The organism is Paractinoplanes polyasparticus (assembly GCF_019710575.1).
GTDB classification, from domain to species: domain Bacteria; phylum Actinomycetota; class Actinomycetes; order Mycobacteriales; family Micromonosporaceae; genus Actinoplanes; species Actinoplanes polyasparticus.
The window spans coordinates 283,725-297,473 of the sequence record NZ_JAHWFK010000013.1 but is presented as its reverse complement, the minus strand read 5'-3'; the positions used below and the strand labels follow the sequence as shown (position 1 = coordinate 297,473).

17 protein-coding genes are annotated in these 13,749 nt (G+C 68.4%); 14 read left to right on the top strand and 3 right to left on the bottom strand.

What is annotated here, in order from left to right:
* Window positions 1-81: 81 nt before the first annotated feature.
* Both KXC43_RS16370 and KXC43_RS16365 read left to right on the top strand, forming a co-directional pair.
* Window positions 82-1,215, top strand: a complete 1,134-nt coding sequence (locus KXC43_RS16370; RefSeq protein WP_221376896.1) for an XRE family transcriptional regulator — start codon at window positions 82-84, stop codon at window positions 1,213-1,215.
* A complete protein-coding gene (locus tag KXC43_RS16365) occupies window positions 1,215-1,751 on the top strand; it encodes a hypothetical protein (protein ID WP_221376895.1) in 537 nt (178 codons plus the stop codon). The genes KXC43_RS16370 and KXC43_RS16365 overlap by 1 nt, the downstream gene beginning before the upstream one ends.
* Before the next feature lie 6 nt (window positions 1,752-1,757).
* Here the strand turns inward: KXC43_RS16365 and KXC43_RS16360 are convergent, their stop codons facing one another.
* From KXC43_RS16360 to KXC43_RS16350, 3 genes are read right to left on the bottom strand one after another with little or no spacing between them, the layout of a single operon-like run.
* Complete coding sequence (locus tag KXC43_RS16360) at window positions 1,758-2,612, bottom strand: DUF6602 domain-containing protein (RefSeq protein WP_221376894.1); 855 nt, start codon at window positions 2,610-2,612, stop codon at window positions 1,758-1,760.
* 48 nt (window positions 2,613-2,660) lie between these two features.
* Complete coding sequence (locus KXC43_RS16355) at window positions 2,661-3,374, bottom strand: HAD family hydrolase (protein ID WP_308129100.1); 714 nt, start codon at window positions 3,372-3,374, stop codon at window positions 2,661-2,663.
* Window positions 3,371-4,237 (bottom strand): GntR family transcriptional regulator, encoded by an 867-nt coding sequence (locus tag KXC43_RS16350; RefSeq protein WP_221376892.1) that lies wholly within the window; start codon window positions 4,235-4,237, stop codon window positions 3,371-3,373. The genes KXC43_RS16355 and KXC43_RS16350 overlap by 4 nt, the downstream gene beginning before the upstream one ends.
* A 145-nt stretch (window positions 4,238-4,382) precedes the next feature.
* Here KXC43_RS16350 and KXC43_RS16345 point away from each other — a divergent pair, with 145 nt between their 5' ends.
* The 12 genes from KXC43_RS16345 to KXC43_RS16290 all read left to right on the top strand — a co-directional run bounded on the left by KXC43_RS16345 (window position 4,383) and on the right by KXC43_RS16290 (window position 13,644).
* Window positions 4,383-4,616, top strand: a complete 234-nt coding sequence (locus tag KXC43_RS16345; protein ID WP_221377105.1) for a DUF6284 family protein — start codon at window positions 4,383-4,385, stop codon at window positions 4,614-4,616.
* Entirely contained in the window at window positions 4,616-5,356 is a 741-nt protein-coding gene (locus KXC43_RS16340) for a DUF2637 domain-containing protein (protein WP_221376891.1), read from the top strand. Before KXC43_RS16345 ends, KXC43_RS16340 begins: the two co-directional genes overlap by 1 nt.
* Before the next feature lie 92 nt (window positions 5,357-5,448).
* Window positions 5,449-5,616 (top strand): hypothetical protein, encoded by a 168-nt coding sequence (locus KXC43_RS16335; RefSeq protein ID WP_221376890.1) that lies wholly within the window; start codon window positions 5,449-5,451, stop codon window positions 5,614-5,616.
* Complete coding sequence (locus KXC43_RS16330; protein WP_221376889.1) at window positions 5,613-6,071, top strand: DUF3307 domain-containing protein; 459 nt, start codon at window positions 5,613-5,615, stop codon at window positions 6,069-6,071. The genes KXC43_RS16335 and KXC43_RS16330 overlap by 4 nt, the downstream gene beginning before the upstream one ends.
* Window positions 6,072-6,090: 19 nt before the next feature.
* A complete protein-coding gene (locus tag KXC43_RS16325; RefSeq protein WP_308129099.1) occupies window positions 6,091-8,274 on the top strand; it encodes a cell division protein FtsK in 2,184 nt (727 codons plus the stop codon).
* A gap of 141 nt (window positions 8,275-8,415) precedes the next feature.
* Entirely contained in the window at window positions 8,416-8,664 is a 249-nt protein-coding gene (locus KXC43_RS16320; protein WP_221376888.1) for a hypothetical protein, read from the top strand.
* On the top strand, window positions 8,664-9,002 hold the full coding sequence (locus KXC43_RS16315) for a hypothetical protein (RefSeq protein ID WP_221376887.1): 339 nt from the start codon (window positions 8,664-8,666) through the stop codon (window positions 9,000-9,002). Before KXC43_RS16320 ends, KXC43_RS16315 begins: the two co-directional genes overlap by 1 nt.
* Window positions 9,002-10,297 (top strand): DNA cytosine methyltransferase, encoded by a 1,296-nt coding sequence (locus KXC43_RS50840; RefSeq protein WP_255644205.1) that lies wholly within the window; start codon window positions 9,002-9,004, stop codon window positions 10,295-10,297. Before KXC43_RS16315 ends, KXC43_RS50840 begins: the two co-directional genes overlap by 1 nt.
* On the top strand, window positions 10,297-10,971 hold the full coding sequence (locus tag KXC43_RS16305) for a DUF4417 domain-containing protein (protein WP_221376886.1): 675 nt from the start codon (window positions 10,297-10,299) through the stop codon (window positions 10,969-10,971). The genes KXC43_RS50840 and KXC43_RS16305 overlap by 1 nt, the downstream gene beginning before the upstream one ends.
* Window positions 10,956-11,372: a hypothetical protein gene (locus KXC43_RS16300; protein WP_221376885.1), complete on the top strand. Its 417-nt coding sequence runs from the start codon at window positions 10,956-10,958 to the stop codon at window positions 11,370-11,372. Before KXC43_RS16305 ends, KXC43_RS16300 begins: the two co-directional genes overlap by 16 nt.
* Window positions 11,369-12,547, top strand: a complete 1,179-nt coding sequence (locus KXC43_RS16295; protein WP_221376884.1) for a bifunctional DNA primase/polymerase — start codon at window positions 11,369-11,371, stop codon at window positions 12,545-12,547. The genes KXC43_RS16300 and KXC43_RS16295 overlap by 4 nt, the downstream gene beginning before the upstream one ends.
* Window positions 12,544-13,644 carry an AAA family ATPase gene (locus tag KXC43_RS16290; RefSeq protein WP_221376883.1) on the top strand — a complete coding sequence of 367 codons (1,101 nt, stop codon included), beginning with the start codon at window positions 12,544-12,546 and terminating at the stop codon, window positions 13,642-13,644. The genes KXC43_RS16295 and KXC43_RS16290 overlap by 4 nt, the downstream gene beginning before the upstream one ends.
* The last annotated feature ends 105 nt before the right edge of the window (window positions 13,645-13,749 follow it).

The window sequence follows — 13,749 nt, the reverse complement described above, 5'->3', positions numbered from 1 at the left end:
CGGGGGGTACGTCCGGCTCGAATATTGCTCTCAGCGGCGGGCACCTCGACGCTCGGTAGCTGACGATGGTTCAATGAGGACATGCCGACCGTGCTGGTTCCGATCACTGGCTCGGTGCTGGCTTGGGCCATAAGCGAGGCTGGCCTAAGCATCGCTGACGTAGCGAACGAGGTGGGAGTAAGCCAAACCCTGGTCGCAGACTGGATCGCTGGGACGGCACAGCCGAGTAAGACGAAGTTTGATCAACTCAGAAAGACTCTTGATCGACCCGAGTCGTTCTTCTTCCTTGCTGCCCCGCCGCCCCCTTCTGTCAGCACGACCCGGTTCCGCAGCCACAGTGGGCGAACTGGACCCCACACCCCTACCCCGGAAGACCTCAAGGCCATAAAGCTGGCCCAGAACCTTCAGCGCCTCATGCGGTGGCTGGGACAGGAACACGAACGTCCGGTCATACCCCGAGCGTCGATCGGGGACCCTCCGGAAGTCGTTGCCGAGGATGCACGCAAGTGGCTCGCTTGGTCGACTCGTGAGCAGATCAGCGCCAAGGACAATGAGGTAGCGAAGCTGCTCAGAGGGCGGATAGAGGCACAAGGGATCACCGCGCTTAACCTCACCTTGAGCGAAGACGGATTCCGAGGTTTCTCTCTACCTGACGCGATCGCTCCAGTTATAGCTGTCAACACCAGGGATGACATTCGAGCGAGATCATTCTCCTATCTGCACGAATGCTCTCACCTTATGCTCGGTGACGAGTCCATCTGTGACGCACTGCCGGAGAGCGGCACGGAGAGATGGTGCGACAGCGTTGCGGCAGCATTCTTAATGCCTCGCCGTGTCCTTGCAGGGTATGTTGACCGGAGATTCAGGCGGCAGAAGGTTGATAGTTTCGAGCAGGTTCGCTGGGCCGCAAATCAGCTCAACGTAAGTCTTCGTGCGATGGCGCTCCGCTTCGAGTCCGTGGGAATGGCTGCCCCAGGACTTTACGGCAAAGTCAACAAGATTGCCTCGACGATTTCGAGAGGCGGAGGGATAGGCGGACCGCCTCAAACCAGGGCTAGGCGCAAGCTCCAGCGATACGGTGCGGGCGTCGTTGGTCGCCTCATGGTGGCCGAGGAGGAAGGCGAGTTAGACAAGGCTGACCTTACAGACCTGCTTAACCTATCGCGTGCCGAGCTTAAGGAACTGCGCGGTCTGCTTGACGAAAGCGCCCAGTAGTGAGCAGCCCAGTTTATCTGCCGGATGACCGCGCGCTGTTCTCCTTAATCGAGGCAGCTCCGCGAAAGAAGCAAGTTGCGCTTTGCAGTGCCATGACCAAGCTGGTGCGAGGCCGGCTGCTGCGGTTCCCGCCAGAAGTCGCTACCGATGTGGAGCGTCGCGCCGATCCCGAAACGGACACCGAGCTACTGATATGGCTTGAGGCTGTGCAGAGCGGCATGGATTGTGCCGTCTCGTATGGGCATAAGCGTAGGGCGCAGGGCTGGGCGCAGAACAACGGATATGCCGAAGGCTTAGACTTCGTTATTGAAGGCCGTGAGGGCACCTGCATTGTCGCCGTTGTAGGTTACCTGCTAGAACTTCAGGATGCCGGGGTGGCGTGCACTGTAGTTACGAATGACCATCGTCCGAGGCCTGGTCGAGCCCCACTCGGCGAAGTGTGTAAGAAGCTGGCGGTGCCGACCATAAGCCCGCTGGACTTCTTTTCCACCGTTCTCAAGCCTCTGATTCCTCCTCCAGTGTTGCCGGCACGCTGACTATTTTCATATTTGCTCAATGTCGCGGTATGGGGGTCGCAAGTAGTAGGTAAGCGTTGGCATCTTTCTGCCACTACTTTTGACCGTCATTCTGATTAAAGTCTCGCAGAACAGAAGCAAAGCGCGTGAAGGATCGCTTAAGAAAGGTTCGTCGATAAAGTCGACAACGGGAAATAGTGCTCCCTCGTGATGCTGTCTTTGCAGATTGCCGTTAGGGTCAGCTTTGATGTACCGTCCCCGTTCCCTCTCGCCGCTCTCGTTTAGGGCATGCAGTAACGTAACGCCGTAGGCGAAGGCGTCAGAATTGCTGGCAGGGTCTAGTATCCCTTGCGGGCCTGCAATAAAGCCTGGATCGAGGACGCACGTAAGATCGGGTCTGATCTCGGGCGCGAGCGAAACTAAGTGCTCTGCCACCGTGGCCGGTGAAGAGACGGCATCATAGGCGAACAGGGCGAACATCGGACGCTGAAAACCCTCGACCGGTACTAGCTCGTTTATCGATGCACGTTTTTGGCCAGAGTCTTTGACGCCATCCAAGCTCAATCGGCTCTTTACCTCAATCGCCAGTTGAATTTCTTCGACTGGGTGAAGTAGCTGGTTAGTCTGCGCTAGCACCGTTGGTGAATCGATCTGGTCGTAAAGTAATAGATCCATCTGCTTCGAGTATTGGCCAGCCGAATCGAACATTAGCCCGGTTCCCACCCCAAGTCTGCCCGGCAGCAACCTTTCTAGGATCCTGGCTAAGGCCAGTTCGTTTTCGCGGCCGCGCTCTCCTTGGTGGGCAATTAAGCGATTGAAGACCTCGACTTCGGCATGCAGTCGCTGTAGCGCACCCGTCCAGTATTGGTCGATGATTCCCAATCGATGCTCCCTATCCTGGCGTCTGACTGTCCCCTCGCATCTCGCAATTCAATCCCCCTCAGGAGACAGCGGGGACACGGGGGACACGGGGGACAGCGCTTCGGCTATCTCGCCCATCGACGTCACGACGATGTCGGCCGACGCGAAGGCGTCGACCTTCCACACCTTATTGGCGTAGCCGATCGCGGCAACTCCGGCGGCACGAGCAGCCTCGATGTCGGAGAGCGAGTCACCGACCAGCACGCAGTCGCCCGCCTCGACCCCGAGGGCACGTACTGCGTCGAGCACCGGCGCGGGATTCGGCTTCATGAGGCTCGGATCCCCGTATGCCCGACCGACGACTGGCGCGACGTAGGCGGCAAGATCGTGGGCTTTCAAATACGCCTCGACCGCCGCCGCCGAGTTGTTGCTGACCACGGCGACTGGCACTCCGCGGGTGGTCGCGCGGAGGATCACCTCACGCCCGAATGGCGTCGGCGCTGCGACGGCAGCGGCGCGTAACTCAGCCGCGCATAAGGCTTCCTCGACCGCTGCCGTGAGGCCGTACGAGCACGCTTCGCCGACCCAGCGCAGTACGGCGAGGGGATCGCTTTCCTTACGCACTTCCCGCGGCAAGGTCACGCCTTTGACGTCGAGCAGGGCGACCAACTCGGAGGCGACGCGTAGGGCCGGGTATCCGGCAAAGATCGAGCACACTGGCCCGTCGAAGTCCAGTAGTAGCGGCCCGGTGCCGACTAGATCGGCCAGTGTTGGGCCGCTCACGACCGGTACTCGCGCGCGACGCTGTCCCACACGGAGTCGAACCACAAGCGGGCGGACTCTACGAACTGCGTGCCGTGTGACGCCTCGTCGTCGTCGACCGCGTAGTGGAAGAGGGTTGCGTCCCTGCCCATCAGGTCGAAGATCTCGACCGGTTCGCCGCCAATGGTCACCTCACGCTTGATCGCTGGGTAGAAGCCGAAGAACGCCTCTCGGCCGTTCAACATGTAGAGCTTGAAGGTTGGAGCGATGCTGTGCATCCGCACGTCGACCGTCGCAGACTTCACCAGGCCCAGCTCGGCGAGTTCCAGCACTTGGTCAACGATGCCGTCTGCGGCCCGCCGGGTGATGCGTTCTGCCCGCTTCCTGACAGCAGGATCGTCGGCGCCGGTTGCGGCCAGCGCCGGCAGGGCCATGGGCACGGACATGTCGCAGATCAAGAGTCGTACGGCGATCGTCTCCGGCGCGATTCGGCCAGCACGCACCATGTCCAGCGCCTCGGCGATCGCATCGCGCAGAGTCTCGCCTGAGAAGCCCGAGAAGTCGATTGCTACATGTGCGTGCTCGAATGCCGCCTCGATCAGCGGTCGTAGCTCTACGGGGCGTTGGGTTTGAGCGCGTACGTAGATGCCGCTGCCCTGCCGGCTGACGACTAGGCGCTCCGCTCGTAGACCCTCAATCGCACGCTTGATTGTTTCTCGTGCGACGCCGAATCGGTCGGCGAGGTCGCGTTGTGAAGGCAGCTTCTCGCCCGGTGCCAGCTTCCTGGTCAAGATCGCCGCGCGCAACAGGTTCGCGATCTGCTGTGACGCCTGGCGGGAATCGTCGGGGTCGAGGTCGCCAAGAAAGTCCAAGTCAACGGCCATCGGGCCACCTTACACCGGACTAGCCCAGCGCGGTTAGTTCGGGTTTTGGCATTGACTGGACTAGCCCACCTAGCCTACGGTCAGGGCATTGCTACTGGACTAGCCCAGTACATCCAGTCTTGGAGGTTCCGCAGTGCGAACGCACATGCTCCGACTCGCCGAGCCGACGGCGGGCGACCTGTCCGCGATCGAAGCCGAATGGCCGCTGATCGACGCGGAACTGACGGTGTTGGACGCCGAGATCACCCTTATCAACGCCGCCGACCACGGCGGCCCATCGCCGTTGGACTGGCGGCGGCTGCGTCGGGCCGAGGCCCGCGTCACCCGCGTTGCCGCCGAGCTGGCCACGCGTCCCGCCGCCCGGAAGGCGGTCGCGTGATGACTCAGGACCTCGCGAGCCTCAAGCGCGTCAGTTGGGGAGTCCGCGCCGTATTCGTGCTCGGCATCGCGGCGTCGCTGGCGGGCAACGTGCTGCACGCTGCCGACAACGCGATCAGTCAGGCGATCTCCGCGTGGTCGCCGCTCGCGCTGCTGCTGACGGTGGAACTGATCTCCCGGATTCCGGCACAACGTGGCGTGAAGTCGATCGTGCGGCTGGCTGCCGCCGCTGTGATCGCGGGCATCGCGGCGTGGGTGTCGTACTGGCACATGGTGGGCGTCGCCACTCACTACGGCGAGACCGGTGCCTCGCCTTACCTGCTGCCCCTCAGCGTGGACGGCCTGATCGTGGTTGCCTCGATCTGCATGGTCGAGATCGGCGGCCGGATCCGCACTCTCACCGACACCACACCGCAGACCGTGCCAGCCGTGCCACCCGCGCCGGCCGCCACCCCGGCGCCAACTCCCGAGATGCCCGCCGCGCCGGTCGTGGCCGGGGCCCTCGCGCCGACCCCGGCGGTCAAGAAGGCACCCGTCAAGCGCGTCACCCCGCGCCCCGCATCAGCCGAGAAGGTCGCCAAAGTCGCCGCCAAAATGCCCGGCGCGCCGGTCGCCCAGATCGCCGCCAAGGCCGGTGTCTCCCCGTCGACCGCCCGGCGTCACCTCGCCGCCCTGAACGCCACCGACGCGTCACCATCTGCCCCAGTTCCTGCGGAAACGCCCGACCTGATCGCAGCCTAGCTCCGCCCGGCGGCACGGCTCCCAACCACCAAGTCAAGCGCCGTACCGCCGGTCTCCCACCAGTCACGAGAACCGTCAGGAGAGCACCCAGTATGGCAAGCAGTCTCTTCGGCCCCGGCACCAAGGCCGAGCCCAGCGCACAGGACATCAAGGCCGCTCAGGACGCCGCCCGGGCCGCCGACGCGCGACAGGCCATCATCGACTCTCGCCGCGCCGCCGCTGCCACCCGCGACCGCCGCTCGATCGGCACCACGCGATGACCACCACCGACCACACCGCCACCTTCGCCGCCGTCTTCGCCGCCCTGTTCGTCGCCCACCAGGTCGCCGACCACTGGATCCAAACCGACCACCAAGCCCTGACCAAAGGCCGCCCGGGCTGGCCCGGCCGGATCGCCTGTGCCGCGCACGTCGCCAGCTACACGGCAACCGCGATGCTCGCGCTGAACGCCCTGCACTCCGGCCTCGGCCTTCCGCTCAACCCGTGGCAAGTCGCCGCCGGCCTCGGCGTCTCCGCGGTCACGCACTACATCGCCGACCGGCGCACACCACTGACCGCGCTCGCACGGCTGGCCCGGCTGGACGGGTTCCTCGCCCTCGGCCGCCCGCGTCCCGGCCACGACGACAACCCCTGCATGGGCACCGGCACCTACGCCCTCGATCAGTCCTTCCACTACCTGTTCCTGTTCGTCGCCGCCCTCATGATCGCCGCCTGAAGCTCGGAGGACAGACACCGTGAGCACCCAACCGCACCACGACCCCGACGACTTCCACACCACCGCCCGCGACGCCACCGAGGCCGAGGTGCTCGACCTGGAAGCGGCCCGCACCCGCCGCGTCGCCGCGACGCCCGCCCCGGCCGACGACACCGACGGCGAGGACGCCGAGACCGTTGACGACACCCCGGCCGCCGACGGCGGTCCGGTCGACGCGGCCGAGGACATCCCGCACGAGATCCAGCTTCGCCAGCGTGAGCGCCGGCCGATCCTGGCCGACTGGGCACGCTCGTGGCGCGGCATCAAGGCCGCCGCGAAGCACCAGACCAAGGACGCCGGATACGTTGCGGCGTACCACGGCGTGCGGCTGCCCAAGTACGCCGCCAAGACGGCGGTGTGGGCACCGGTCGGCCTGTTCCGCGGCCTCGGTCAGGCTCTGCACTGGGCTACCGCCGAGGAGGGCAACTGGCACCTGCGGCAGGCCGCCGCCGCCCGGGGCGAGGCCGACGTCTGGTTGAAGCTGGACGCCCGGCGCCAGCGTCAGACCGCGTGGCGCTGGTGGGTCCTCGCCCTGGCCGGAGCCCTGATCGTGACGGCCGTCGTGGTGCTCGCCCTCGGTCCGGCCTGGTGGCGGTGGGCGGCGCTGGCCGTGGTGGTGCCGTTCCTGGCCACCCGAGGCCGCCCGGCTGACAAGCCGCTCACCGACCGGGTGAACGAGGGCACCCGCTACCGCAAGCTCACCGCCGAGCTGGTGCGCCGCGCTTTGACCTCGCTGCAGATGGCCGCCATCAACTCGGCGGTGGCCAAGGACGCCAAGGCCATCACGTTCCCGGTGGACATCCACCGCGACGGCCCCGGGCACCTGGCCATCGTGGACCTGCCGTACGGGGTGGAAGCGTCCGAGGTGATCGCCCGCCGGGGCAAGCTCGCCTCAGCGATGCGGCTCCCGCTGGATCAGGTGTGGCCCGAGCCCGCGCCCGGTCACACCGGCCGGCTGGCCCTGTGGGTCGGCTACGAGCCCGCCTCGCAGATGACGGCACCGCCCTGGCCGCTGCTGGCCGAGAGCGCGAAGGTGGACGTGTTCAAGGCGTTCGCGTTCGCCACCACGCCCCGGCTCGACACCGTGAGCGTGGACCTGATGTACCGCAACTTCCTGTTCGGCGGGCAGCCCGGTAGCGGTAAGACGTTCGCCCTGCGCGACCTGGTCCTCGCCGCCGCCCTGGACCCGCGGACCGAGATCCGGGGCTACGAACTCAAGGGCGTCGGTGACTTCGCCGTGCTGGAGTCGGTGATGGCCGAGTACGGCAACGGCTTCGATGACGAGACCCTGGCCAAGGCGTTCGCGTTCATCGAGTGGCTGTACGAAGAGGCCCGGCGCCGGTCCAAGCGGATCGAGCACTACGCCCGGATGGGCAAGGCCCCGGAGAACAAGGTCACGCCCGAGCTGGCCTCGCTCAAGGGATCCGGGCTGCACCCGCTGGTGGCGTGGTTCGACGAGTTGCAGGAGCTGATGACCAGCAAGTACGGCAAGGACGCCGGGGAGATCCTGGAGAAGGTCATCAAGCTCGGCCGGGCGCTGGGGATCATCATCCTGATCGGCACGCAGATCCCCGACAAGGACAGCCTGCCGACCGGGATCACCCGCAACGTCAACTCCCGGTTCTGCCTCAGCGTCGCGGACCAGACCGCCAACGACATGATCCTGGGCACCTCGGCCTACAAGCAGGGTTACCGGGCGACCGTGTTCCGGCCGGTCGATGAGGCCGGGTGGGGCATCCTGCGCGGCTTCGGCCCCGGCGCCACCGCCGTGCGCTCGTACTACGTGGACACCAACGCCGCCGCCCGGATCGTGGCCCGCGCGGTCGCGCTGCGCACGGCGGCCGGCAACATCCCGACCTTCCCGGCCGAGCGGGAGATGGGGCCGCAGCACAGCGTGCTGGACGACCTGGCGCGGGTGTGGCCGGGCGACGAGAAGTCGGCGTGGAACGAGACCTTGTGCGCCGGGCTGGCCGAGCTGCGGCCCGAGACGTACGGCGGGTGGGAGGCCGCGCAGCTCACCGCAGCGCTCAAGCCCCACGGCGCGATCAAGGTCGCCGACGTCGGCCGCCGTGTCGACGGCAAGTCGGTCACCCGGCGCGGGATCAAGCACACCGACCTCCTGACCGCGATCGCGGAGCGTGACCGCAAGCGGTCCGCCGACTGAGCCCGCCAGGGCTGCTAGCGCTAGCACCTCGCCCTGCTAGCGCTAGCAGACCCGCTAGCACCTGATCAAGATTCTGAGCTGCCCGCTAGTGGCTAGCAGCTCACGGCCCCGCACACCCAAAAACTGGCCCTGGAGGCTGTTGTGGACCCCCAGCTCACCGCCACTATCACTCTCACCCTCGCCCTGCTGACCGTCACCCTCGGTTACTCCGCTGCGTGCTGGATCTGGCCGTTCAAGGCGTGCCGCAAGTGCGACGGCACCGGCAAGCGCCGCTCCCCGTCGGGCCGGGCGTTCCGGCTCTGCCGCCGCTGCGACGGCACCGGCCGCCGCCTGCGCGCCGGCCGCTGGATCTACAACCGGCTCAACGGCATCCGCCGGGACGCCCGCTGATGGCCGCCCGGACCATGGCCCGCTTCCACCGCGAGCCCACCGAACACACAACCTGGTGTACCCGCGACCACCGCTGCGGGATCGCTGAGCACCGCTCCGCCGACCTGATCGCCGACGCCATCGGCGGCCGGACCGTCATCACCCGCGTCCGCGCCGGCGACACCGAGTACCTCGAAGTGCGCGCCCGGATCCCGTTGCACCACACCGAAACCGGCGCCCGCTGGCAGCTCGCCACCACGTTGCGGCTCATGCGCGAGCTGCTGACCGCGGTCGCGATCCGGCGCGGCGTGCTGCACGGCCGGACCGAGCGGCCCGCGATCAGGCGGAGGGCCGCGTGATGCGCCCGGTCGCTGCAACGCCGCTGCGCGCCGGGTCGCTGTGCTCGGGTTACGGCGGGCTGGAGCTGGGTGCCGCTCTGGCCCTCGGCCCGATCGAGCCGGCATGGCACGGCGAGTACGACGCAGTGCCGTCGCGGGTGCTCGCGGCGCGCTGGCCGGGCGTGCTGAACCTCGGCGACATCGCCGCCGTCACCGCCGCCGACGGCTGGGCCGGCCTCGGCCCGATCGATCTGCTGCTGGCCGGCTACCCCTGCCAGCCGTTCAGCTTCGCCGGACACCGGAAGGGCTTCGATGACCCCCGCAACCGCTGGTACGACGTCTGGTCAGCCATTCGCGTACTACGACCCCGACTCGTCGTCCTGGAAAACGTCCGCGGGCACCTGGCCCTCGGCTTCGACGTCGTCACCGCCTCACTGGCCGCCATCGGGTACGTGGGACGGTGGAGCTGCGTACGAGCTTCCGACGCCGGAGCGGCCCACCGCCGCGAACGCCTCTTCGTCGCCGCGTGGCCGCAGGAGGAAGCCGCTCCCTGGCTGCGAGGAACCGACCCTGCCGGGCCTGTAGCCGAGCTGCGCGTCCTGCCCACACCGAAGGCCAGCGACGCCCGGCGCAACGGTTCCCCAGGCGAGCAGGCCCGCAAGTCGCCGGGGCTGACAGCCGTCGAGCACCTGCTACCCACGCCGGTCTCCACCCTCGGCCGCGGCTCCGGGTTCCCGTCACCGGCAACGGCCGTCGCCCGGCTCAACAGCCCCGATCGCACGTTCGGGCTGGACGACGCGGTCGCGCTGCTGCCCACGCCGAAGGTGACCGACTCGGGTACCGAGGGCCGCCGTGCTGGCGAGGGCTTCCGGCCGCCGCTGTCGCGGGTTGTGTTCGACCAGGTGGACCGGCTGTTGCCCACCCCTCGGGCGACGGACGGCACCAAGGGCGGCCCGAACCAGCGTGGCAGCGCCGGTGACCTCGCGCTGCCCGCCGCCGTGCAACCCAACCGGTGGGGCGCCTACGCGCCCGCAATCGCCCGCTGGGAGCAGGTCACCGGCCGGGCCGCACCCGAGCCGACCGTGCCCGGCCGTAACCGGCGACAGCTCTCTCCCGTGTTCGTCGAGTGGCTGATGGGCCTGCCTGCCGGCTGGGTCACCGACGTACTCCCCAAGCGCACCGAAGCGCTGAAGGTGCTCGGCAACGGCGTCGTCCCGCAGGCAGCCGGCCTCGCCCTGCGGCTGCTGCTCACCGAGCCGGCCTCGGCGGCACACGCCCAACCTGATCTGTTCTGCCCACGACAGGAGGCCGCCTGATGGCCCTCGCACCCGAATACACCCTCGGCGCCACCCGCAGCTCGCACCGGTGGACCGAGATGCCCGGCAACTGGGATCGGCTCAATATCCGTGCGCTGTTCCCCAGCTCGAACCCGTGGGGAATCCCCGACCTCCCGCCCGCCGCGTGCGAACCTGCACGGTTGCTGCCCTACACCGACCGCCGGGCCGTCGCCGCGGCCGGCCCGGCCGACGCGGTGCATTTCTTCCTGGATGACTACCGGTTCGAGACCGTGTGGACCAAGCCCGAGCGTGGCCTTTCGCGCTGCGCCTCGGTCGGTTCCGCGCTGACCCCGGATTTCAGCCTGTGGACCACGATGCCGCTGGTCATGCAGCAATGGCAGGTCTACCGGTCCCGGTGGTGCGGCGCGTGGCTGCTCGCCCACGGCGTGACCGTCATCCCGACCGTGTCGTGGTCGACGCCGGACAGCTACCCCTTCGCGTTCGCCGGTATCGCGCCCGGCTCGATCGTGGCCGTGTCCACCGTCGGCATCGTCCGTGACCGCGAGGCCAGGACCCTGTTCGCGGACGGCTACGCCGCGATGTGCAACCGGATTCGTCCTTCGCTCGTGCTCGTCTACGGCACCGCGCTGCCAACCTGCACGGTTGGTGACACACCGGTCCGGTCGTACCCGTCGCGATGGGCGGCCCGATGATGGGCGGCCGGGGAAGCCGCGGCAGAGCACTGCCGCAAACCGGCTACGGACCGGGCGCCGAAACCGCCGCAGAAAAGGCCGCACGGGAAGCAGCAAGCGAGCAAGTCGCCACGCCACCGGGCGGACCTGGCGACCGGATCCGTGACGTGTACGCCGAGCTGGCCGAGACCGGTGCCGGGCCGAAGGGCCGGTGGATCGACCTCGCCGACCTGCGTGAGCAGCTTGGTGACCTGCCCCGCGCCGAGGTCGACCAGGCACTCCGGGGCCTGATTGACGACGACCGGGTGCGGCTCGAACCCGAACCGCATCGGCACCGGCTCGGCGACCGCGAACGTGACGCCGCGATCCGCATCGGTGGCGAGGACCGGCACAAGCTCTGGATCGGGCCGGACCGGTCATGACCACCAACCGAGCAGGTCGGCCGGGCGGGAGTCATTGGATCGCCGCGAGCAAGGCCCTCGGCCGGTTCGTGCCGGTCGAAGGACCGTACCCGCACATCTGCGACCGGACCGTCGCCGCCGAGGACACCCTTTCCGGCCAGCCGTTGCAAGTCGCCGGCTGGGAAAAGGCCCGCTACTGCGCTGCCTGCGCCCACGACAACCGCCCGTCCGCACCCGAAATCAGGAGGCCGGAACCCATGTACGACAACGAATTCTTGCGCGATGTGGCCCTCGCCGCCGCCGCGCGCGGCTGGCACGTCTTCCCCCTGCGGCCCGACGACAAGCGGCCCGCCTTCCCCGACCACGCGGCCGACGCCTGCACTCACACGGACCCGCGCTGCCGCGACGGGCACACCGGGTGGGAAGCCCGCGCCACCACCGACCCCGACCGGATCCGGCGCGGGTGGGCCAGCGTGCCGTACGGGGTCGGCATCGCCTGCGGCCCGTCCGGGCTAGCCGTCATCGACCTGGACGTGCGCAAGCCCGACCAGACGCCGCCGCCCGGCTCGCAGGCCCGCCACGGTGCCGAGGTGTTCGCCGCCCTGTGCGAGGCCGCCGGACAGCCCGTGCCCGTCGACACGTACACCGTGATGACCGGCCGGGGCGGCACCCACCTCTACTTCCGGCACCCGACCACCGGTCCCGCCCTGCGCAACACGGCAGGGGAGCGCGGCAACGGCCTCGGCTGGCTGGTCGACACCCGCGCCCACGGCGGCTACGTCGTCGCCGCTGGCAGCACCGCCGCCGGACGGCCCTACACCCTCGCCCGTGACCTGCCGGTCGTCGAGCTGCCCGACTGGCTCGCCGAACGCCTCGCCCCCGCGCCGCTGCCGCCGCAACGCCCGGTCGTCGTCGACCTGCCGACCGGGCGGGCCGGGACCTACCTAGACGCCGCGATCGGTCGCCAGCTCGACCACCTGCGCCGGGCGGGCGAGGGCGAGCGCAATCACACGCTCTACGTCTCCGCGGTGGCCCTCGGCCAGCTCGCCGCCGGGGGAGCCCTGCCGGAAGACCAGGCCGCCGCCGTGCTCGAGGAAACCGCGTTGTCGATCGGCCTCACCCGGTTCGAGACGCTGCGCACGATCCGCTCCGGCCTCGCCGCCGGTGCCCGCCGCCCCCGGACGGTGGCCGCGTGAGCGCCGTGCCGGCCGACCGGCCGAACCTGCGTGTCGCCGGGCCGGACGACGCCGCCGAGATCCTGTCGTCTGAGCAGGAGCGGCCCGCCCGGATCCGCACCTCGTGGTCCGCCGCCGACATCATGGCGATGGAGTTCGCCCCACCCAAGTGGGCCGTACCCGGCGTGCTGTCGGAGGGCTGCAACCTGCTCTGCGGGCCACCCAAGGTCGGCAAGTCCTGGATGTCCCTTGGCCTCGGCGTGGACGTCGCCACCGGCGGCAAGGCGTTCGGCGCGATCGACGTCGACGCCGGGCCGGTGCTCTACCTCGCCCTAGAAGACACCGCCCGCCGCCTGCAAAACCGGCTCCGCAAGGTCCTCGGCCCTCGGCCCGCCCCGGCCGGGCTCACACTGGCCACCGAATGCCCGCCCCTGCCGCAAGGCGGCGACCAGGCCATCGCCGCCTGGCTCGACCGGCACTCCAACGCCCGCATGGTCATCATCGACGTGTTCGCCAAGCTCCGAGGCAACTCCGCCCCCGGGGCCTCGGCCTACGACGCCGACTACGCCGCCGTGGGCCGGGCCAAGAAGGTCGCCGACGACTACGGCGTCGCGTTCGTCCTGGTCCACCACGTCCGCAAGGCAGGATCCGACGACTTCCTCACCGAAGTGTCCGGCACCAACGGCCTCGCCGGGGCCGCCGACGCCACCCTCGTACTTAAGCGGGCACGCAACCAGGGCGACGGGGTGCTGCACGTGACCGGCCGCGACGTCGACGAGAACGAGTACGCCCTCACGTTCGACCCGGCGGCCGGGGCGTGGCAGATGCTCGACGGCCCGGCCGAAGACCACCAGATCGGCGAGACCCGCGCGACCATCCTGCGCTTCCTGCGTACCGCGCCCGGCAGCACACCCAAGGTCATCGCCGACGGGGTCGGCCTCGCCTACGACAACGTCAAGCGCACCTGCCAGCGGATGCTCGCCGACGGGCAACTCGCCGCCGACACCGGCGGCCGGTATCGCGTCCCCGGTGTCCCTGCTGTCCCCGGAGTCCCCCAAACGCCTCTGACCAGCGGAAACGAGGGGGACAGCTCGGGGACAGCGGGACTGCGGTCATGAACGGGACGGACAGGCTGAAACAGGGAGCTAAGTGGCTGTTTCAGCTCAGACTCATACGAAGGCACCAGGTAGCCCGAGATCTTGGCTCAGCGTGGCTCTCAGCGG